The organism is Asaia krungthepensis NRIC 0535 (assembly GCF_025995175.1).
Classification (GTDB): domain Bacteria; phylum Pseudomonadota; class Alphaproteobacteria; order Acetobacterales; family Acetobacteraceae; genus Asaia; species Asaia krungthepensis.
Genome location: NZ_BAPV01000020.1, coordinates 1 through 21319, shown reverse-complemented (window position 1 = coordinate 21319; position 21319 = coordinate 1). Strand labels below are relative to the sequence as shown.

General features: G+C 60.0%; 21 protein-coding genes. 16 read left to right on the top strand and 5 right to left on the bottom strand.

Going from position 1 to position 21319, the window contains the following annotated elements; genetic code table 11:
- Positions 1 to 47 precede the first annotated feature (47 nt).
- Both AA0535_RS10060 and AA0535_RS10055 read right to left on the bottom strand, forming a co-directional pair.
- The gene (locus AA0535_RS10060; RefSeq protein WP_264815899.1) at positions 48 to 1001 is read right to left on the bottom strand and encodes an SIS domain-containing protein; all 954 of its coding nucleotides are present in this window, start codon (positions 999 to 1001) and stop codon (positions 48 to 50) included.
- A 60-nt stretch (positions 1002 to 1061) separates the two neighbouring features.
- Positions 1062 to 1850, bottom strand: coding sequence for a DeoR/GlpR family DNA-binding transcription regulator (locus AA0535_RS10055; protein WP_264815898.1), 789 nt, complete (start codon positions 1848 to 1850; stop codon positions 1062 to 1064).
- A gap of 302 nt (positions 1851 to 2152) precedes the next feature.
- On the opposite strand from AA0535_RS10055, the gene AA0535_RS10050 reads away from it, so the two are divergent.
- Together AA0535_RS10050 and AA0535_RS10045 are read left to right on the top strand one after the other, a co-directional pair.
- Positions 2153 to 4618 (top strand): TonB-dependent receptor, encoded by a 2466-nt coding sequence (locus AA0535_RS10050; protein ID WP_264815897.1) that lies wholly within the window; start codon positions 2153 to 2155, stop codon positions 4616 to 4618.
- Between the two features lie 3 nt (positions 4619 to 4621).
- A complete protein-coding gene (locus AA0535_RS10045; protein ID WP_264815895.1) occupies positions 4622 to 6661 on the top strand; it encodes an alpha-galactosidase in 2040 nt (679 codons plus the stop codon).
- A gap of 196 nt (positions 6662 to 6857) precedes the next feature.
- Here the strand turns inward: AA0535_RS10045 and AA0535_RS10040 are convergent, their stop codons facing one another.
- On the bottom strand, positions 6858 to 7877 hold the full coding sequence (locus AA0535_RS10040) for a glycosyltransferase family 61 protein (RefSeq protein ID WP_264815893.1): 1020 nt from the start codon (positions 7875 to 7877) through the stop codon (positions 6858 to 6860).
- A 280-nt stretch (positions 7878 to 8157) separates the two neighbouring features.
- Here AA0535_RS10040 and AA0535_RS10035 point away from each other — a divergent pair, with 280 nt between their 5' ends.
- The 11 genes from AA0535_RS10035 to AA0535_RS09985 all read left to right on the top strand — a co-directional run bounded on the left by AA0535_RS10035 (position 8158) and on the right by AA0535_RS09985 (position 17398).
- Positions 8158 to 8631 (top strand): hypothetical protein, encoded by a 474-nt coding sequence (locus AA0535_RS10035; RefSeq protein ID WP_264815892.1) that lies wholly within the window; start codon positions 8158 to 8160, stop codon positions 8629 to 8631.
- 145 nt (positions 8632 to 8776) lie between these two features.
- Complete coding sequence (locus AA0535_RS10030) at positions 8777 to 9709, top strand: ribose-phosphate pyrophosphokinase (protein WP_222546207.1); 933 nt, start codon at positions 8777 to 8779, stop codon at positions 9707 to 9709.
- Positions 9710 to 9721: 12 nt separating this feature from the next.
- Positions 9722 to 10306: a histidine phosphatase family protein gene (locus AA0535_RS10025; protein WP_264815891.1), complete on the top strand. Its 585-nt coding sequence runs from the start codon at positions 9722 to 9724 to the stop codon at positions 10304 to 10306.
- Between the two features lie 526 nt (positions 10307 to 10832).
- A complete protein-coding gene (locus tag AA0535_RS10020; RefSeq protein ID WP_264815889.1) occupies positions 10833 to 11471 on the top strand; it encodes a 50S ribosomal protein L25/general stress protein Ctc in 639 nt (212 codons plus the stop codon).
- Between the two features lie 20 nt (positions 11472 to 11491).
- Positions 11492 to 12070: an aminoacyl-tRNA hydrolase gene (pth, locus tag AA0535_RS10015; RefSeq protein WP_264815886.1), complete on the top strand. Its 579-nt coding sequence runs from the start codon at positions 11492 to 11494 to the stop codon at positions 12068 to 12070.
- Complete coding sequence (gene ychF / locus AA0535_RS10010) at positions 12070 to 13164, top strand: redox-regulated ATPase YchF (RefSeq protein ID WP_264815884.1); 1095 nt, start codon at positions 12070 to 12072, stop codon at positions 13162 to 13164. Before pth ends, ychF begins: the two co-directional genes overlap by 1 nt.
- Before the next feature lie 81 nt (positions 13165 to 13245).
- Positions 13246 to 14400, top strand: coding sequence for a glycerate kinase (locus AA0535_RS10005; RefSeq protein ID WP_264815883.1), 1155 nt, complete (start codon positions 13246 to 13248; stop codon positions 14398 to 14400).
- Positions 14401 to 14472: 72 nt separating this feature from the next.
- Positions 14473 to 15732 carry a glutamate-5-semialdehyde dehydrogenase gene (locus tag AA0535_RS10000; RefSeq protein WP_264815881.1) on the top strand — a complete coding sequence of 420 codons (1260 nt, stop codon included), beginning with the start codon at positions 14473 to 14475 and terminating at the stop codon, positions 15730 to 15732.
- Between the two features lies 1 nt (position 15733).
- On the top strand, positions 15734 to 16360 hold the full coding sequence (locus AA0535_RS09995) for a nicotinate-nucleotide adenylyltransferase (RefSeq protein WP_264815880.1): 627 nt from the start codon (positions 15734 to 15736) through the stop codon (positions 16358 to 16360).
- Positions 16361 to 16480: 120 nt separating this feature from the next.
- Positions 16481 to 16933 carry a ribosome silencing factor gene (gene rsfS / locus AA0535_RS09990; RefSeq protein ID WP_264816127.1) on the top strand — a complete coding sequence of 151 codons (453 nt, stop codon included), beginning with the start codon at positions 16481 to 16483 and terminating at the stop codon, positions 16931 to 16933.
- Positions 16934 to 16942: 9 nt separating this feature from the next.
- Complete coding sequence (locus AA0535_RS09985) at positions 16943 to 17398, top strand: 23S rRNA (pseudouridine(1915)-N(3))-methyltransferase RlmH (protein ID WP_264816125.1); 456 nt, start codon at positions 16943 to 16945, stop codon at positions 17396 to 17398.
- Between the two features lie 98 nt (positions 17399 to 17496).
- On the opposite strand, the gene AA0535_RS09980 is transcribed toward AA0535_RS09985, so the two are convergent.
- Together AA0535_RS09980 and AA0535_RS09975 are read right to left on the bottom strand one after the other, a co-directional pair.
- Entirely contained in the window at positions 17497 to 18276 is a 780-nt protein-coding gene (locus tag AA0535_RS09980) for a CHAP domain-containing protein (protein WP_373319313.1), read from the bottom strand.
- Between the two features lie 152 nt (positions 18277 to 18428).
- On the bottom strand, positions 18429 to 18779 hold the full coding sequence (locus AA0535_RS09975; RefSeq protein ID WP_264815877.1) for a RidA family protein: 351 nt from the start codon (positions 18777 to 18779) through the stop codon (positions 18429 to 18431).
- 194 nt (positions 18780 to 18973) lie between these two features.
- Here AA0535_RS09975 and AA0535_RS09970 point away from each other — a divergent pair, with 194 nt between their 5' ends.
- Genes AA0535_RS09970 through AA0535_RS09960 form a run of 3 tightly spaced genes read left to right on the top strand, consistent with a single transcriptional unit; the run spans position 18974 to position 21149 of the window.
- On the top strand, positions 18974 to 19615 hold the full coding sequence (locus tag AA0535_RS09970; RefSeq protein ID WP_264815876.1) for an MBL fold metallo-hydrolase: 642 nt from the start codon (positions 18974 to 18976) through the stop codon (positions 19613 to 19615).
- Positions 19616 to 19632: 17 nt separating this feature from the next.
- Entirely contained in the window at positions 19633 to 20130 is a 498-nt protein-coding gene (locus AA0535_RS09965) for a DUF192 domain-containing protein (RefSeq protein ID WP_264815875.1), read from the top strand.
- A gap of 5 nt (positions 20131 to 20135) precedes the next feature.
- Positions 20136 to 21149 carry an NAD-dependent epimerase/dehydratase family protein gene (locus AA0535_RS09960; protein ID WP_264815872.1) on the top strand — a complete coding sequence of 338 codons (1014 nt, stop codon included), beginning with the start codon at positions 20136 to 20138 and terminating at the stop codon, positions 21147 to 21149.
- Positions 21150 to 21319 lie beyond the last annotated feature (170 nt).

Genomic DNA, 21319 nt, shown 5'->3' with positions numbered 1-21319 from the left:
ATCAGTGCGGCGGGCGTCGCTCGAATCCAGGATGCCCGCCGTTCCGGTCAGCCGATAGTCACGACCTTGGTCAGGTGACGCGGGGCCAAAGTGTCGAGATTCTTGCTGCGCGCTACATATTCGCCAAGCAACTGAAGCACGGGCAGGCAGACTAGCGGACCGGTACCGGGTTCACCCCCGACAGGGAGGCTGATTGTGCCGGGGCCTCCCAGACCCAGCACTTTCGCGCCCTTGGCGAGCAGATCATGCGCCAGCAAACTTTCTTCCTCCAGCGTGTCAGGGTGATACATCATGATCACCAGAGAGCGTTCGTCGATCAGGCTGATCGGCCCGTGGCGATATTCCAGAGGGTGATGCGCCTCGCTCTGGCTCAGGCTCATCTCCTGCATCTTCAGGGCGCCTTCGCGCGCGACGCCATAAAAGGCGCCACCTCCGAGAAAGACGAAATGCGAACGCCCGTCGATGAGCCCGGGCAAGGCGCCGTCAGCTGCATCGAGAAGGTGGCGCGCGGCTTCGATCGTGGGGGTGCCAAGCGTCATCCCTGCATAGCGCATCCCCAGAAGTAGCATCAGGCTGGCCGACGCGGTCATGACAATGCCTTCTTCCGCATGGGTTTCGGCAGCGACCACAATATCGGCATGGGAGCAGAGCGCGCTGCCCTCCGCACAGGTGATGGCAGTCACGCGCTGACCGACCGACTGGCTTGCCCTGGCAGCGGCGACGGTTTCGGTCGATTCGCCGCTACGCGACAGCGCGATGGTCTCGACCTTCACGGATGCGGGCACATAATCATGCGGGCGGCGAGTCCACTCATTGCCCGGCACGGCACGGCTCTGATGCCCATGCGCATTGAGGCACACGGCAATGGAATCGGCGATATGCACGGAGGTGCCGCACCCCACCACGACCTGAATATGGCCGGGCGAGGGCGCTGCGCCACCCAGATCGGCTTTCGCCCAGAGGGGAAACTGCTCTCTGATGCCGCGTTCGGTTGCATTCATGATGGACGTCCTTCTTTGCTGGGCGGAGCCGCTATCCGTTCCGGGAAACGGGGCAGGGCGTTATGAATCGTCGTGGGAAAGGGGGGCAGGGACGGTAGAGACGACCAGCCCGGCCTCATGCAGACGCGATTGCCAGCTTGCGGCGAGAGCGTCGTCGGTGACCAGATGGGTCAGATCGCGCAGCATCCCCACCCTGAATGTGGCATGGCGGTCGAATTTGCTGTGATCGGCAAGCAGATGACGCTCCCCGGCATGGCGTATCATCGCGGCATTCAGGCTTGCTTCCTCGCAATCCTGCGTGGCGATCCCGCCGTCGGGCTGGATGGCGGTCGTGCCCAGGAAAAGCTGATCGAACCAGAGCCCTTCGATACAACGCTCGGCGAGAGGACCGACCACGCTCCGGTTTTCGGGCCGTACCTTGCCGGCAATCAGCGTCAGACTGAGCTGCGGTGTCTCGATCAGGGCCTGGACGATGGCGATGCTGTTCGTGAACAATGTCAGCGGTATCGGGTCCATGCGCAGTTTCAGTGCCAGTTGCAGCACCGTGGTGCCGGAATCGAGAAACACCGATCCATGCGGCCTCAGTGAGTCATAGGCCTGTTCGGCGATGGCGCGTTTGATCGCGAGATTCTGGCTTTCACGTGTGTCGAAGCCAATTTCCAGCGCGCCGGAATTGGCAATTTCCGCCCCGCCATGGGTGCGGCGCACGAAGCCCATCTCTTCGAGGCGCTGAAGGTCCCGACGTATGGTCACGACAGAGGCATCCACCAGCTGCGCGAGTTCGTTCACGCCCGTCATCCCGTGACGGTAAAGATGGTGGCGAATCTGGGTCAGACGATCAGGCTGCATGAGCGCTCCGCGACGAATGCCCCAGCGTGGCACCGTTTCACTCTTTCCTCAATACGATCAAAAACGATCAGCAGGCAAGCATGTTGAGGATGGCTTGTGTATGAGAGATGCGCATATCACACCCGCAACACTGATCTTTATGCGCTGTCGTTGCGTATAGGGTTGCGAATTCCGGTTTAGAGCGAGGAAAATCTGACTAAAAAATCAGATCATTATATTGATCGTTTATGATCGTTTTGTGATTGCAATGGTATTGCGGAATGTGACTAGATCGTCAGGCCACACCCAGCCGGACGAATCCCATGATCAAGGTCGAAGCGCGTTTCCGTCTCCCTCCGCTCGCAATGCGCCGGACGCATTGCGCAGCCCTCATGACCGGTACCATGCTGATCCAGGTCAGTGCTTTCTGTCCCGCAGCACTTGCACGAGGCGCAGTCGTCGGAAAGGCGCATGCTTATTCTGCTTCGAAAGCGGCCCCAGCCCCAGCTCCTGTTGCAGTTCGTCCGGCTGCAAATCCCGCACGCGCTCGCACGCTATCCCCGGGCACGGAGAGCATCCAGGTGAAGGGCGGTACAGGGAGTGCGACAGGCGTGACCAACACCACGCCGGGTGGCGGGCTCCTGGCCGTGGAACATGCGCCTCAGGCAATCCAGACGGTCACGCGCGATTTCATCGCCAAGCAATCGCCGACCAGCAACCCGCTGAGTCTTATTCAGTATGTGCCAGGCGTGACCCTTTCGAATGCCGATGCTTTCGGCCAGTCGAACCAGAGCAGCTTCTATATGCGCGGCATGACGCAGACATCGGTGGGCTACACCATCAACGGCATCCCTGCGGCCGATACCTCGAACTACGTGCCCTACACGTCGCAGGTTGCCGATACCGAGAATATCCAGAAGCTCTCCGTCGAGCAGGGCGTCGCCGATATCACCCTGCCGGTTTATAATGCGGTGGCCGGGTCCATACGCCAGACCATGCTCGACCCTGCCGATCATGCAGGCGGTCTGACGACGCTGAGCTACGGCAATCATCAGGCGTCGCGCGAATTCGTCAGGCTCGATAGTGGCGAAATCGGCCATAGCGGAGTGAAGGCTTTTGCCTCCTATTCCTATGGTACCCATGCCATGTGGCTTGGTCCGGGGCGCGCACGACGCTCGCATGTGGATTCGATGCTGCTCAAGGAATGGGGCAAGGGCAATTCGGCGCGCTTCTTCCTGACCTATAATCAGGCCAGCGAGCCCTATCTCCTGAGCATCAGCATGAAGGATTGGAAGCAGTACGGACGCTCTGCGGCCTATTACGACCCCACCTATACGCCGGGCGATTACAATTATTACCGGCTCAACGCGCAGCAGACCCACTCGCTGATCCTGGGGGCACCGCTCGTGTTCAATCTGGGGCACAGGCTGACACTCACCACCTCACCCTATTACGTCCATATTCAGGGGGCCTTCAATAACGGGCAGACCCAGTCGGAATACGGCTATAATGGCACCCAGCCCACGGGAAATCTCAACATTCCCGGAGCTGTCGATGGCGACGCGCCGGTCATGGCCGTTGATTATTCGAACCAGCAGGCTGGTGGCCTCAATACGGTACTGAGCTGGAAATCGGGGCATAACGAGCTTCAGGCCGGGTACTGGTACAATTATTACGACCAGACCGAAATTGCGCCTCTGACCCAGATCGGGGCCAATGGAGAGGGGGAGAATTTCTGGGGAAAATACCCCATACGCGGCGCGGACGGCACAGCGCTGATGCAGTTCAATATTCATCTGATCCAGCAGCTCAACGCGCTTTTCGTGTCCGATACTTACAAGCTGTTTCAGGACAGGGTGACGCTCAATGCCGGGTTCAAATATGTCATGCTGTCCTACAGCTCGACCAATCTGATCCCGGGCGACCAGTATCATTACGGACGGAGCGACACGCAGCCTCTGCCGCAGGTTTCCGCCTCATGGCAGGTCACGCCCAATGACCAGATCTATCTGGACGCGGCCACGGCCTTCAAGGAGCCGCAGGGCGTTCTGGTTTATGCCACGTACTGGGATGGCTCCGCGCCCTATCCTGCCCAGGCCGGATCGACCAATCTCAAGGCTCAATATTCGATCTCCGAGGAGATCGGCTACCGGCACAAGGGGCTCGTCACGCTGTCGGCGTCGTTCTTCAATTATAATTCCACCAACCGTCAGAGCTCGATCTCGACCTATGTCGGCGGGCGGCTTCTGGCCAACTACATCAATGCAGGCGGCCAGACATCGCGTGGCTTCCAGAGTGCGCTCGGGCTGCGCCCCTGGCACGGTTTCAGCCCTTATGTCTCATTCCAGTATCTGCACGTGACTACGGATAATAACCTGCCGCGCGGCACGGATTACATACGCAGCGCCGGCAAGATCGCGCCCTATAGCCCGAAATATACGGTCAATGTCGGGGTGTCGTACGATAACGGCCATTTCTTCGCGAACGGCTATATGAGTTACGTGAGTTCGCAGTATTCGACTTATATGGATGACGAGAAAATGCCGGGTTACGCCCTGGGCAACGTCACCGCCGGCTATCGCTTCAAAAGCTTCTGGCTGGCCAAATACCCGCAGATCCAGGTCAATGCGATGAATGTGTCCGATCGCAAATATCTCTCGGCCGGTAATGGCGGGCTCAATGCCAAATCGACGACGGGCGTTTTCGGCTCGACCATTGCAGGACGCGCCCCGACCTATATCGTCGGTGGCGGATTCGGGCTGGTCTTCTCTCTTACCTCGGGATTCTGATCGATGGTCTTTTCATCCTGCACGCCTCGTATGATGGCCTGGTTCGGTCTGGTTTTGGGGGCGAGCTGTCTATCTCCTGTGGCCAGAGCCGATGAGCGAGCGGTCCTGGCACCCTCAGCCACGCAGGAGGTTCCCTCGGGAGAAGGGCGGCGCTTCGGCAATGACGCTATCAGTCTCGTCTGGTCGGCGCAGAATGGCCATCTGAATGGGGTGAGCATCGAGGATGCCGCCCATGGCAGAACACTTGGCCTGCGCGATCTCTTCACCCTCGTTCTCAAGGATGGCAGCCAGATCGGCAGTCAGGATCTGAAAATCGTCAAGCCTCCCGGCGTTGAATGGGTGCCGGGTCGGCCCCAGGCAGCGCGTGGGGCAGACAGGCTGGCGGGTATGGCCCTTGTCGCGACACTTGCCGATCCGAAAGGGCGCTTCACCCTGGTCTGGCGGGTGGAGCAGCGATCGGCCATGCCCTATCTGCGCGAAAGTATTGCCATCACCCCCGCCAAGGCTCCGCTGGCGCTCGATCATGTAGCCATGCTCGAGGTGAATACGCGTGAGGGTGAAGTCGTCGGCGACGTGACCGGCGCGCCCATCCTGATTCAGGACGCCTATTTCGGTATCGAAAGTCCTCTCGCCGAAACGCTTGTCTTCAACGGGCGCTCACGCATGACGCTGGCCCAGGCCCTGCCGGTACAGCCAGACCATACGCTCGTGGTCTCTGCGGCGGCGGGGGTGGTCCGTCACGGTCAGGGGCGACGCGACTTCCAGATCTATCTGGAGCATGAGCGCAGCCATCCCTACCGACCATTCCTCAATTACAATTCCTGGTACGATATCGGGTATTTCACCCCCTACACGCAAAAGGATGCCGAAACGCGCATCCGCCAGATTGGCGACTCCCTTGTGCGTGCTCATGGCGTGAAGCTCGACTCCTTCCTGTTCGACGATGGCTGGGACGATCGAAGCGGTTTCTGGCGCTTCAGCAAGGATTTCCCTCAGGGATTCAAGCCGCTCATGTCTCTGGCCGGGGCTTATGGCGCAGCACCGGGTGTGTGGCTGTCACCTTGGGGGGGCTATTCCACGCCGAAGAAGGAACGCGTGACCAACGGGGCGAAGGCCGGTCTGGAAACACGCGATGGCGGGTTCGATCTCTCAGCACCCCGCTATTACCGGGCCTTCCATGAAGCCGTTCTGGCGTTGGTGAAGCAGGACGGCATCAACCAGTTCAAGTTCGATGGTACGGGGAATGCGGATCATGTGGCGCCGGGCAGCGTGTTCAACAGCGATTTCGATGCGGCCATCCACCTGATCGACGATATCTATGCCGTGCGGCCCGATATGTTCATCAATCTGACCACGGGCACCTATCCCTCGCCCTTCTGGCTGCGCCACGCAGATTCGATATGGCGCGGGGGAGAGGATGACATGCTGCGCGGTGTGGGCACGCGGCGGCAGCAATGGATTACCTATCGCGATTCCGAAACCTACGAGAACATCGTGGTGCGCTCGCCCTTCTTTCCGCTCAACTCGCTCATGCTGCACGGCATCATCTACGCGCAGAAGAACCAGCGTCTGAATGACGATCCGGGTCATGATTTTCCCGATGAGGTGCACAGTTTCTTTGCAACCGGGACGGACGAGCAGGAGCTTTATGTCACGCCCGATCTGCTCAAGCCCGAGGACTGGCAGGTCATTGCCGAGAGCGCGCAATGGGCGCGAAAGAATGCGGGGATATTGCGTGACACCCATTGGGTGGGTGGCGACCCGGGGCGGCTCGAACCCTATGGCTGGGCCGCCTGGGCTCCTGAGAAGGCTATCCTGACGCTGCGTAACCCTGACAGGATGCCGCGCCAGATCCTGATCGAGCCCGGGCATGTTCTGGAACTGCCCGATGGCGCTGCGTCGCACTTTACCGTGCATCGTCTCTGGGGGCGCTCGGCCGCACCCACCACGATGGATGCGGCCCACCCCGAACTGATCGCTCTTGCCCCGTTCGAGGTTATGACGCTGGAGCTGACCCCCTCGGGAGGGCAAGGCACTCCCTGATCTTGGCCCCCAATCCTGCCCCCTGATTACGTGCCCTGATCATGGGCCGTGATCGCACTTCGCCTGGAGGCGTCGGGCTGGCGCCCCTCTCGCGCCATCTCTATCGGACCGTCCCTCTGGCGTAGGCCCCCTGGCGCAGGCGTCTTTGGCCCCGGCACGACGTTGTGCCGCAGAGGCGGAGCCCGAAAACCGGCCGTCAGAGCATCGTGCGTAATGTCGCGATGATGGTGTGGGTCAAAGACCCGTGATCCGTGATGCGGTAGCGATGGGGATTGCTTTCATCCCTGTTAAGAAAAGGGCTGACATCGAGATAAAGCGCCTTGTTGCCGCAAAGCTCGTCGATCATGCGCTGTGTGCCGAAAATATAGCCGTCATGATTGAGGATCAGAACCGATTTGTCTCGGAAGAAGGCAGCATTGAGGAAGGCCGATCCTGAGAAGCCGATAAACACCGTATGGCTCTCCCATAGAGCCAACTGGTCGCGTATCGACAGGTTCTGCGGATGGCAGATCTCGACGCCAATTTCTTCCAGAAGGCTGCAGAGCAGCGCTTCCCCTTCATAAGAGCGTGTGGCGTCATGCGCGTCGCTCCGTGACAGAAAGACTGGCCGCGTCGAGGGCTGCTGCCTGTGATCCCCGAGAAGCCGCTGGCCGATCTCTCTCATGAAGTGGCCCCAGAGCGTGTAGCAATGAGCGTTTTCGACAAAACCAGATTCCGCAACCGTCACCTGGCGTATCATCGTGTTCTCGGGCGGGGAGAGGATTTTGTCCCGGTCGATTCCGAGGCTGCTCATGATCACATCGATGAAGCCGCCTGCGCGCTGTGTGCCCGCGTAGGTGGGGGCAATATACCATTGTGGCCGCTGGCCGAGCCTGTCGAGCGCCCAGAGGCGCTGAAGCGTGCTGGTCAGGAAATGGCCGAAATGCGTGTGGAAATAGCCGATCCAGAAACTCTCGCCCGGCATGTCCATCTCTGGAGCCGTGCCGGGCATGTCCGCAGCGATGAACATCGGGGCATAAACCTGATAATCGAATACTCCCTCGACATTCACCCCTGCGGAATAGGTGGATTCGGTCAGCAGAACCCCTCCCGGCGTATAGAGCGAATTATGGCGGAGAAGCGCGGCGTCATGGCGCGTCATGAAGGGCACGGTTTCGAGCACGCGAGCCCTGCCGAATGTATTGGGGCATATGTCCGTCGTGTCGATCCAGGTCATGATCAGAGCTCTTTGATTCCAAGGTTCTTCTGCCAGTCAGGCCACTTGGAAAAGCATATGCAAAACAAATTAATGTTCTTCTTGGGTATTTAGGAAAATATTTTACGATATCTCTTCTGTATTAGGCGAAATGTCTTGCAACCTCCTTCATCTGAGCAGAGTGCAGGTCCGTTCGCGAGATCAATTCATGAGGAGATGGCTTCCACCGGACGACAGTGGTGAGGCGATTATGCAGTCTATCCCGACAACCTGTCGAATTTCGCGAGATTGGGAGCCATCAATGAGCAGAAATATCCTGATAGAAAAATTCGATCCTGAAGCCGAAGACGGTAGGGGCTGTTTTCCGCTTGAAGATCTACGTGCGGCGCTCAAGGGGATTGGCGATCCGTTTTACAAGGAATGGAGTGGCGGTATCGAAACGGGTGAGCAGACACCTTATACGATGCCTGATGGCCGCACCGATTTCGCGTCGTCCACCGACACATTTCTTTTCAGCGTCAAAAACGGAATGATTTATGGTCTCGACTGGGACCGGCCTCTCGGCCGTGAAGGTACGGTCCGCGCCCTGTGGCATCTCATCGAAACTCACGGCTTTTCTCTGATCGATCCAAGCGGGGGTGGAGATCACCCAATGCTCTACGTTCTTTCAGAAGCCTGTCTGGAGGATGTCGAACAAATTTGGCCCGATTGCAGGGAGACCGGTGTTCATGTGTTCAGCGGCTACGAAGACTTCAGATCGTATTTCGAAAGCTGATACCCAGCACATGGGTAGAGGCGTGCGCTAGGCCTGTAAAAAACGCTCTATCAGTTATCTCCGATCCTGATGAGTTAATGACAGCGGGGGTTCGCGTTGTTAGAAGGCCGCGTATGCTGCCGCCCCGGACCGGAGTCGTTTCCCGATGAAGATCGTTGCCTGTAACAGTAACCTGCCTCTGGCGCGTGCCGTTGCACAGGAATTGCGTCTCCCCTTGTGCAAGGTCTCGGTGCGGCGCTTTGCCGATGCCGAAGTCTTCGTCGAAATTCAGGAAAACGTGCGCGGCGAAGACGTGTTCGTGATCCAGAGCACCTGCTCGCCCACCAATGACAATCTGATGGAATTGCTGATCATGCTCGACGCTTTGCGTCGCGGATCGGCCCGTCGTGTCACTGCAGTGATGCCCTATTTCGGCTATGCAAGGCAGGACCGCAAATCCGGTCCGCGCACACCCATCAGCGCCAAGCTGGTCGCTAATCTTCTGGTCGAGGCCGGTGCCAACCGCATCCTGACCATGGATCTGCACGCCATGCAGATTCAGGGTTTCTTCGATATCCCGGTCGACAACCTTTACGCCGCGCCACTCTTCAAGCGCGACATCAACGCCCGCCACCCCAATGAAGACCTGATGATCGTCTCCCCTGACGTGGGCGGTGTGGTGCGCGCGCGACAACTCGCACAGCGCCTCACCACCGATCTCGCCATCATCGACAAGCGTCGAGAGCGCGCGGGCGTGTCTGAGGTCATGAATGTGATCGGCGATGTGAGCGGCCGTTACTGTATCCTGGTGGATGATATCGTCGATAGTGGCGGATCACTGTGCAATGCCGCCCAGGCCCTGATGAATCACGGTGCCGCCGGGGTCGAGGCCTATGTGACCCATGGTGTTCTCACCGGTCAGGCCGTCGAACGGATTTCCGCCTCGCCCATCAGGATGCTGACCCTGACCGACAGCATTCCCGCCACAGAGGCCATGGAGGCCTCGCCCAATATCCGGCAGATCAGCACGGCCAATCTGCTGGCGCGCGCCATGAGTGCTGTGGCAGATGAAAGCTCTGTTTCCTCGCTTTTCGATTAAGGACCGGTTTTCATGCTGCTTCGTCGCCCTTTCTGGTACCTGCGCCACGGTCAGACCGACTGGAACGCCCAAAACCTCTCCCAGGGCCGAACGGACATCCCGCTGAACGCCACAGGGCGCGAACAGGCCGTCAAGGCAGGCGACTCCCTCTCGCGCCACTGGCGCGATGGCGCTGCCCCCATCGCCCGCATCGTTTCATCTCCCTTGACGCGTGCCTATGACACCGCTCTTGCCGCACAGGGGGCTATCGCCGCCTCAAGCGGCACCACCCTTCCGCTCAGCACGGATCGGGACCTTGAGGAAGTGTGTTTCGGGGTGATGGAAGGCGAGCCGATGGGTGACTGGTACGACCCCTGGATCGCCGGCGAATTCACTCCCGAGGGCTGCGAAACCTTCGACGGCCTGAAAACCCGTGCTGCCGGTGCCGTCAACCGCGCACTCGAGCAGGACGGTATCCCCATGATCGTCGCTCATGGCGCTCTGTTCCGCGCCCTGCGCGCCGCCATGAGTCTGCCGATCAATGTCCGCCTCGCGAACGCTGTGCCGCTTTATTGCGACCCGACGGATAATGGCTGGGTGCTGACCGCTTACGAATAAGGAAAGCGGGGCGCTGCCCCGCACCCCGGAAAGGGACAAGTCCCTTTCATCCCGGCTTTGAATGCTTCGGATTGCAGGGGATGTGCTTCTTCGCGGGTTTCAGAGCGGAGGCCTGAGGCGGCGCAACCAGTTTGGGAAGCGGGGCGCTGCCCCGCGCCCCGGAGAGGGACAAGTCCCTTCCATCCCCGCTTTATTGGATTGGGATCAAAGGGGCCGCGCTCCTTTGCGGGTTTCAGGGCGGAGCCCTGAGGCGGCGCAACCAGTAAGGGAAGCGGGGCTCTGCCCCGCACCCCGGAGAGGGACAAGTCCCTTCCATCCCCGCTTTATTGGATTGGGATCAAAGGGGCTGCGCTCCTTTGCGGGTTTCAGGGCAGAGCCCTGAGAAGCCCCCAGCATCCAGGCATCATCCGGGTAAATCGCCCGCCGACTCCCGAAGATCATTGCGTTACACCCCTGTTTCCGCTAAGGCGCGCCTTCACTCAGGCACCCCTGGAGGCCATGAGTGCAATGAATTTGGGAGAATACCGTGACAAATATGACGTCCCTCGAAGTCTCTACGCGCGCGAAGGCTGGTAAGGGGGCAGCGCGCGCAACGAGACGTGCCGGTCTGGTGCCGGGTGTTGTGTATGGTGGCAAGCAGGAGCCCTCGCTGATCCAGATCGATCCGCGCATCATCCACAAGGAAATGGTTCGTGGCGGCTGGCGCTCGCGCCTGTATGAACTGCCGCTCGAAGGTGGCACCGTGCGCGCCCTGCTGCGTGAAGTGCAGCTGCACCCCGTGACCGATGCCCCGATCCATGTCGATTTCCAGCGCCTGGCTGCTGGCGAGAAGGTCCATGTGACCGTCGCCATCCACGTGACCGGTGAAGACAAGGCGCCCGGCATCAAGCGCGGCGGCGTGCTGAACCTGGTCCGTCACACGGTGGACGTCATGGCTGATGTGGACAACATCCCGTCCAGCTTCACGGTTGATCTGAGCGCGCTCGACATCCACGACAACGTGCGTTGGGACGACCTGACCGGCACCGAGAACGTGACGCCGGTTCTGCAGCTGCCGAACTTCGTTATCGCCACCATCGCTCCGCCGACGGTCGATGCCGAGATGGAAGCCGAAGCCGCTGCGAAGGCCGCTGCTGAAGCCGCCGCTCCTGCGAAGAAGAAGTAAGACCGCTCAGGGTGGCCGCAATGCTACTCTGGACCGGGCTCGGTAATCCCGAGCCCGGCATGCGCAGGCAGCGCCATAATATTGGCTTCATGGCTGTCGAGCGTATTGCCGAATACTACCGGTTTTCTCCCTGGCGTGCGCGCTTCAAGGGAGAGACGGCCGAGGGCAGCATCGAGGGACAGAAAGTCCTTCTGCTCAAGCCCATGACCTACATGAATCTGTCCGGCGAGAGCGTGCAGCAGGCTGCGCGGTTCTTCAAGATTCCGGTTTCCGATATCACGGCGTTTCATGACGAGCTCGATCTTGCGTTCTGCAAGGTGAGAGTGAAGCGCGGTGGCGGTGCGGCGGGCCATAATGGCCTGCGCTCCATGGACCGTATGCTGGGCGACCAGAATTATCAGCGCGTGCGTCTGGGCATTGGGCATCCCGGTCACAAGGACCGTGTGACAGGCCATGTGCTGGGCGATTTCGCCAAGGCCGAACAGACAGAACTTGAAACGCTTCTCGATGCCGTGGCTGCGGCGTCGCCCCTGCTGGCCAAAGGGGAACCGGAAGCGACAATGACAAAGATCGCCATGCTGTGCGGGGAGAAACGCTGATGGGCTTTAATTGTGGCATCGTGGGGCTCCCCAATGTGGGCAAATCCACCCTGTTCAACGCGCTGACGGAAACGGCAGCGGCCCAGGCGGCGAACTACCCCTTCTGCACGATCGAACCCAATGTGGGCCGCGTGGCCGTGCCTGACTCGCGTCTCGACAACCTCGCGCGTATCGGCAAGTCGCAGAAGATCCTGCCGACCAGCCTCGAATTCGTCGATATTGCCGGTCTCGTGCGCGGAGCGTCTCGTGGCGAAGGGCTGGGTAACCAGTTTCTTGCCAATATTCGTGAAGTGGACGCCATCATCCACGTGCTGCGCTGTTTCGAGGATGACGACATTACCCATGTCGAGGGGGGCGTCGACCCGGTGCGCGATGCCGAGATCATCGAGACCGAGCTGATGCTGGCCGATCTGGATTCGCTCGAAAAGCGTCAGACTGCCTTGCAGAAGCGCGCGCGCGGCAATGACCGTGAGGCGCAGCAGCAGCTTGCGATCATGGACCCCATCATGGCCGCACTGCGCGAGGGTAAGCCCGCCCGTACTGCCGTCCCCAAGGGGGAGGAAGAGACCGCGCGCCGCCTGCAACTCATGACCACCAAGCCGGTGCTCTATGTCTGCAACGTTGAAGAGGGATCGGCTTCGACCGGCAACAGTCATTCCGAAGCCGTGCGCAAGCGCGCAGAGGCCGAAGGCGCTGCCATGGTGGTCGTATCTGCGGCGATTGAGGCCGAAGTCAGCCAGTTGCCGCAGGAAGAGCGCGCCGAGTTCCTCGAAGGGCTGGGTCTGAGCAATTCCGGTCTGGATCGCGTGATCGCCGCCGGTTACGGGCTTCTGGGTCTGAGCACCTATTTCACGGTTGGTCCGAAAGAGACGCGCGCCTGGACGATCACCAAGGGGACCAAGGCGCCTCAGGCGGCTGCGGTCATTCATAACGATTTCGAGCGCGGCTTCATTGCCTGTGAGACTGTGGCCTATGACGATTACATCGCCTGCGGCGGTGAAGCGGGCGCGAAGGAAGCAGGCAAGCTGCGTATCGAAGGCAAGGAATATGTGGTGCAGGACGGTGATGTCCTGCTGTTCCGCTTCAACGTCTGAGCGGTCTGCCCAGCCGCGCGCCGGGACTTGACCCGATCGGCGCGGCATGTGGAAGATAGGGGCGTTATACCCGAGGCGCCCATGGATATTCTCGTTGCCTGTGACTCGTTCAAGGAAAGCCTGACAGCCGAGGCTGTGGTGCAGGCGATCATCACCGGGTTTTCGTCAATTTTCCCTGAAGCGCGCTATCACGGCTATCCCATGGCGGATGGGGGAGAAGGCACTGCCTCTCTCATGGCGCGGGTTCTTGGCGGTCATCTTGAAACACGAATGGTCTGCGGCCCTCTCGGCCTGCCCGTTGCAGCACGGTTTGCCGTGCTCGATGAGGGTCGTACGGCGCTGATCGAACTGGCTGAAGCAGCCGGTCTCGCACAAGTGCCTCCCGAGTCACGCACACCGCTTTTCACCACCACTCAGGGTGTGGGCGAGATCATACGCGCTGCCCTCGATCTGGGGTGTCGTCGCCTCGTCCTTGCACTCGGGGGAAGTGCAACCTGCGATGGGGGCGCGGGTATGCTTCAGGCGCTTGGCGTTTCATTGCGCGATCTGCAGGGCCGTGAAATCGCGCAAGGCGGTGGGCCGTTAGGCGCTGTCTTTTCGCTTCATCCCGAAGGTCTCGATCCGCGCCTTGCCGAATGCAGCATCGAGATTCTCTGCGATGTGACTGCCCCGCTATTGGGAGACGAGGGCGCGGCCGCGGTATTCGGTCCCCAGAAAGGGGCGACCGCAGCCATGATTCCTATCCTGAACGGGGCGTTGGCGCGATTGGCGAGCCTGGTTCAGGCCGAGTGCGGGCGCGATCTCTCCAATGTTGAGGGAATTGGCGCGGCTGGCGGTGCAGGACTCGGGTTAGTTGGCCTGTGCGGTGCGAGGCTCGTTCCAGGCTCGGAAGCGGTGGCGCGGCTTCTCGGTCTCGAAAAGATGATGCCCACCATGGATCTTGTCATCACAGGAGAGGGAAGGCTGGATCGTCAGACGTCGCAGGGCAAGGCACCGCAGGCCGTGGCCAGTCTGGCCAGAGCCGCGGGTAAGCCGGTCATCGCGTTTGCCGGAACGCTGGGTGAAGGGCATGAAACCCTCTTTGAAACCGGGTTCGGAGCGCTGTTCAGCAGTCTCGATCGACCCTGCACATTGGAAGAGGCCTTCAGTCAGGCTGCGCCTGCCCTTCAGCGCTGCGCACGCAATGTCGCGGCCAGCCTGGCCATGGGGCGATCTTTTCAAGCTGTGCAGGAGTGATACATAGCTGATCGTCCTTACGCGGGCCTGGTCCCGGAAGGCACAGCAAATGCATCGCACACAGGAGAATGCATGATGGAAGCCGCAACGAGCCCGTCCGATTTCAAGGCCCTGACCGGACCAGCGCGCGCGGCGGCACGCCTTCTTGCCATTGCGCCGGACGGCCAGAGGAATGAAGCCCTGCGCGCAGCAGCGGCCGCGCTGCGCGATCATGCTGCCGATATTCTCGTGGCCAATGCGCGCGATGTGGCGTCTTCCAAGGCGAGCGCCGCTTTCATTGATCGGTTGACGCTCACCCCCGCGCGCATCGAATCCATGGCCAAAGGTCTCGAATCCATCGCTATGCTGCCTGACCCTGTAGGGCGGGTATTGTCCGAATGGACACGCCCCAACGGACTGAACATCCGCCGAGTCGCCACCCCCCTGGGTGTAATCGGCATGATTTATGAGAGTCGACCCAATGTTGGAGCCGATGCTGCGGGGCTCTGCATCAAATCGGGTAACGCCGTGATTCTGCGTGGGGGCTCGGAGAGCCTCAATTCGGCGCGGTGCATCCAGTCCTGTATCCAGCAGGGGCTGGAGCAAGCCGGGCTGTCCCGCGATTGCGTGCAGATCGTACCCGACGCCGATCGTGCCCATGTCGCCTCGATGCTGGGCGCGGCAGGAGAGATCGACATGATCATCCCGCGCGGCGGCAAATCCCTGGTGGAGCGCGTGCAGCGCGAGGCACGCGTGCCTGTGCTCGCCCATGCGGATGGGCTGTGCCACACCTATATCCACCGCGATGCCGATATTGGCATGGCGCGTGAAATCCTGGCTAACGCCAAGATGCGCCGCACCGGCATTTGCGGGGCGACGGAGACGTTGCTGATCGACGACGCGATCGCCGAATCGTTGCTGCCGGTGCTGGTACAGGACCTTCACGCACTCGGATGTGCGATTTTGGGCGATGAAACGGCCCGCAGTATCGTGCATGACCTCGAGCCCGCGACTTCCGACGATTTCGCGACGGAATGGCTCGATGCCCGTCTTTCCGTCGCCGTGGTTGCGGACGTGGATGCGGCACTCGCCCATATTGCGCGCTACGGGAGCGGTCATACCGAGGCGATCATCACGGAAAACGCAGCCGTCGCTGAGCGTTTCCTGAACGGGACCGATAGCGCGGTGGTGATGTGGAATGCCTCGACGCAGTTCTGTGACGGGGGCGAATTCGGTTTCGGGGCCGAGATCGGCATCGCAACCGGAAAGATCCACGCGCGGGGTCCGGTAGGGTTGGAGCAGCTGACGACTTTCCGTTACGAGGTGCGGGGCACCGGGCAGACGCGCCCCTGACGTGCCGCAAATTCCGAAATACGGGGATGGGCGCGCGATTTCGATCGGTTTGTTGGGCGGGTCCTTCAACCCTGCCCATGCGGGCCATCTCCAGCTTGCACGCTATGCCCTGACCCATCTGCGACTCGACCAGGTCTGGCTCATGGTCTCGCCTGGAAATCCGCTCAAGCCGAAAGCCGGCATGGCACCGTTCGAGAACCGGCTCGATTCGGCGCGCGCTCTGGCCGATGGACGTCGTATCATCGCGACCGATATCGAGGCGCGTCTGAACAAGCGCTATACGGTCGAGACCATTGCCCTGCTCAGGTTGCGATTCCCCAATGCACGGTTCGTCTGGCTGATGGGAGCAGACAGCCTGGCAACGTTGACACGTTGGCGCCGCTGGCATGATCTGGCGCTGCATGTGCCGATGGCGGTGGTGCCGCGCCCTGGCAGCAATCGAACCGCGCTTTCGGGCAAAGCCACCCACGCACTGAGCCATTTGCGCGTGCCAGCAAGGCATGGACCGATTCTCTCACGCTCGAAAGGTGGTGTCTGGGCTTTTCTTCCGGCGCCGCAAAACGGTATATCAGCGACAGCGTTGAGGGATTCTGGAAACTATCCCGCCGCGCTCTCTCTAATGCCATGACCGGAGTGTCGAGCCATCGCCAGAAAACCGTCCGACGAGACGACCACCCCAGCCCGTCGCAGCCGCGCGTCCGCTGGTGAGACCAAGACCACACTCGCCACGGGCGAGGCTACTGCAACCCTGAAAACTGCCGGAACGCCGCGCAAAAAGGCAGCCGCCGCCGGACCGCGCAAGACGCGTACCGCTCCGCGTGAGGGTGCAAAGCGCGAACTGGTCGAAAAGGCGCTGGTCGTCATCACGACGAGTCTTGATGAAGACAAGGCCGAGGATATCGTGACCCTCGACCTGCGCGGTCGTGCCAGCTTTGCCGATCATATGGTCGTCGCAACCGGTATTGCCGATCGCCAGATTGCAGCCATGGCGTCGCACATCGAAGACAAGCTGAACGAGATCGGCATCAAGCGCATCACCATCGAAGGCGCGAATGGCACGGATTGGGTGCTGCTCGACACCGGCGATATCGTTGTGCACCTGTTCAAGCCGGAAAGCCGTGCGCTTTACGCGCTTGAGCGCATGTGGGGCAAGGATCTGGATGACAGCGCAACCGACGACGCGGATACGACGGATCTCTGATCCCGCATGATCCGTATCGTTGCTGTAGGTCGCCTGAAGAGAGGGCCGGAGCGGGAGCTGTTCGACCGCTATGTCGAACGCACCCGCCCGAAAATCGATCTGATCGAGATCGCCGAATCGCGCGGGAGCGCGCTGGAGATCCGTCGCAAGGATGCCGCCGCCATTCTGGCAGCCTGCCCGGAGGGAGGCATTGTTGTCGCCCTTGACGAGGGCGGGGCGTCACCCGACTCACAACAATTTTCCACCATGCTCGAGTCCTGGCTCGCGACAGGCAAGCAAGTGACCTTTGTCATTGGCGGTGCCGAGGGGCTGGAGGCCAGCGTGATTGATCGGGCCGATTCGCGTCTGTCTTTCGGGCGCATGACCTGGCCGCATATGATTGTCAGACTACTCCTGGCCGAACAGATCTACCGCGCGCGCGCCATCAGTGCGGGCCATCCGTATCATCGCGCCGCCCGCCCCTGAAATTCTCAAGCCTCGGTTTCTCACGAGATCAGCCTCAGGGAACAAAAAAAGGCGACCCGTTTCCGGGCCGCCTCAGGGGCAACAAGCTGCGCTGATGCTCAGCGGAGGTTACGGCTGGGGCCTTCCAGCCCGAAAGCGTCTTCCGGGGCCTCCGCCACCTCGGTCGAGTTCATCGGATGTTGAAGAGCATCGAAGCTCGCTGTTTCAACAGAATGCGACCGTGTGGAACGATGGGCCGGCGCCGGCGTATTATTGGCCATCATCACACCGTCATCGGGACGGCCATAGATGAACCCATAAGTGGGGTAGATGCTGCCATATGTTTCGGTCTTGCTGTTCAGCGCAACGCGAACGGCAGACCAGTCATTATTGGGGGACACGTCGATGACGCGCACGTTCTTCGCAATGCCGTTCTGCGCCCAATGAGACTGGTCGATTACGATCGTCCGGTTGTCCTCAACTGCGCGAACCACGGCGACATGGCCGTAGGGCATACGCCGGATAGCACGGAAGTTCAGAACCGAGCCCGGTTCGGGGGCCGAACCACGCGCATAGACACCACGGGAATTGTCCCACCAGTCACGGGCATTGCCGCTCAGCACGACATCGGAAGCGGTTTTGGCATAGGCAACACACTGGATCACGTGGCCGCCCGAGCGATGGCGGCGCGGTGTGAAGCGGGTCTGGTGAATGCCGACGCTATGCCGGGCAACACCATGGTGCGTGGCATGCACGCTATGCATAGCAGGTTTGTGAGAACTCTTCTGGCGGGCTTCAGCCTTTGAAGGCAGAACCGCGGACCCAACCAAAACTGACAGAACAGTCAGAGACGAAAAAATCGGCCTGCGGAGGAGTCTGAGGCAACTTTTCTGTCTCACGTTCATTGATTCCGTATCCGCCCGTTTTGTGTGTTGCTTCTAGGTAACTAAGTTCACCTCGAATTGGCAACCCGTGTAAGGCGGAGTCATGGCGAATTTATGAACTTTCCCCGAGAAAAATTTGTGACGCCCCGGGGAAAGATCAAGAGGCCTTACTTGGTCGTGATCAGCATGATCTCGACCAGCATGCGCGGATCGGCGAGAATTGCCTGAACGCACGCGCGCGCCGGAGCCGATTCCTTGGGCAGCCAGGCAGTCCACTGCTTATTCAGCGCGTCACGATCGCTGATATCCTTGAGCCAGATCTGGGCCTGCAGAATGCGGGTATTATCGGTGCCGTGCTGCTCAAGCAGAATATCGAGCTGTTCAAGGACATCGGCGGTCTGCGCGTCGAAGTCTGCGTCGAGATTGCGGGCGACCACACCCTGCGTGAAGATGAAACCGTGATATTCCACGGCTTTGGACATGACGGGATTGGGTTCGGTGCGGATGATGCGGCTCATGATCGTCTCCTGAAAACCTGACGGTTCCTCACAGGCTTACCTGCTTCGGATGGGCGGAACTCTGATGCGGGGCGTCCGTGGGGTCAATCCTGTGACGATGGATGATTGCTTGAATATGAAGCCCTGTCGCGGTATCGCGCCCTCAAACTTCCTTCCTGCGATAACAGGACATCCAGAGTAAAGGAGTAGCCGGATTGCGCGCTCGCACTGTCAAGGTGACCCCCCTGCGCCAGAACTGCACGGTGCTCGAAAATCCCGAGACGGGTCGCGCCGTGGTCTTTGACCCGGGCGGCGATGTGCCGGAGCTTCTGCAGGTACTCGAAGGGCTGACGGTCGATGCCATCCTGCTCACGCACGGGCATTTCGATCATGCTGGCGGTGCCGATGCGCTCCGTGAAGGTCTTGCAAGACGCCAGAATGCCCCCGTTGCTTTGATCGGTCCCGACAAGCGGGACGATTTCCTGCTGCGTTCCATTGTCGAGCAGGCGCAGGCTTTCGGACTTTATGATCTGCAGGATGCGCATCCCGACAGGTTCGTAGAAGACGGTGAGACCATTGCGCTGCCCGGTCTGACGCTAGAGGTCGCGCATTGCCCCGGACATACGCCGGGCCATGTCGTTTTTATCAGTCGTGACGACAAACTCGCCATTGTGGGCGATACGTTGTTCCGTGGCGTTGTTGGTCGCTCCGATTTCGCTTATGGCGACCATCAGGCCCTGATCACCGGGATCAAACGCAGCTTGCTCTCTCTGCCTGATGATTTCATCGTTCTGCCCGGGCATGGACTGCCGACGATGATCGGCGAAGAAAGACAGAATAACCCTTTTCTCATCTGATACGCGGGAGTGCAGACATGAAGACGATTTTGCGAAGCGGTCTGCTTCTGGCGAACCTTGCTATTACTGCGCCCATTCTCCCGAGCCTTGCCGCTGAGCCCAAGCCTGCCGCCGCTCAGGTGGTGCTTGAAAAAGCCCCTTTGTCGATCACCGATCGTCAGGGCACCAAGCATGATTTCACAGTCGAGATCGCCCGCACGCAAAAGGAAAAGGAAGCCGGTGAGATGGCGCGTACAAGCGTGCCTGACGGAGCAGGCATGCTCTTTCTTTTTAACCCTCCCGAGGCCGCCGCCATGTGGATGCATGACACGCCCGTTTCACTCGATATCGTTTTCATTGGTTCCGATGGGCGTATCCAAGCCATTGCGGAAAGGGCAGTTCCGTTCAGCGAGCGTCGCCTGACGGGACAGGGTGAGTCTGTAGCTGTGCTGGAAACGGCGGCGGGAGCGATGGAAAAAGCTGGTATCGTTGTGGGGGATCAGGTGACGTCCAAAGCGCTGGTCGTGGCGCACTGAGCGTCATGAAGATCTTCCTGACAGGCGCAGCTGGCTTTGTAGGCTATCACGTCGCCGAACAGCTTCTGAGCCAGGGCCATCAGGTGGTCGGGTTCGATTCCCTCAACGCGTATTACAGCGTCCAGCTCAAGCGAGATCGCCTCGCCCAGCTCGCGTCGAAGCCTGGTTTCATCTTCTGTCAGGGTGATCTGAGTCGTCGTGACGACGTCGAGGCGATTTTGGCCGACCATCCTGACATCAGCCATATCGTTCATCTGGCAGCACAGGCAGGGGTTCGCTATTCGTTGGCCGATCCCTGCGCTTATGTGACCGCCAATATGATGGGGCATGTCGTGCTTCTGGAGGCGGCAAGACAACTGCCGACCTTGCGTCATATCGTCTACGCGTCCTCATCCTCGGTGTACGGGCTGAACGAGACAATGCCCTTTCGTGAAAGCGATGCGGTCGATCGTCCGGGCTCGTTTTATGCCGTGACCAAGCGTGCGGGTGAACTGACCGCTCATGCCTATGCGCATCTCTACGGTTTGCGTCAGACCGGACTGCGTTTCTTCACGGCTTATGGCCCGTGGGGTCGCCCCGATATGGCTTATTATAAATTCGCGAGGGCGATCACCGAAGGCAAGGCATTGACGCTTTATGAAGGTGAAGGCCTGGCGCGAGACTTCACTTATATCGATGACATCGTCTCTGGCGTTCTGGCCGCCCTTGCCAATGAACCTGAAAAAGGCGTTTCCAGGGTGCTGAATCTTGGAAGCGATTCTCCCACGGCAGTGAGCCGTCTGGTTGCACTTCTTGAACAGGAACTAGGGCGTAAGGCAGTCATCACAACACGCTGTCGTCCCTTGTCCGATGTCGAGGCCACATGGTCGTCGCACGAAAAGATGACCAATCTGACCGGATGGCGCCCCGTGGTCAGCCTCGAGGAAGGGGTCAAACGTTTCGTTGCATGGTTCCGTGACTACGAAAAAATCGAGACGTCCGACGAGATCGATTGTGAGTCGACCCAGGCACTGGAATAGCGGGGTTTCAAACAAAAGGGAGGCGCAAGCCTCCCTTTTGCATTTTCGGCCTGATGCATTTTTCGGATGGGTTATGTCATTTTTTTGAAGAATGGTGTTGACGGGTGTGGGTGTGGGGTCTAAAAGCCCGTTCACCGCAGCGGACGATGCCGCGGCCACTGCCTGAAAGA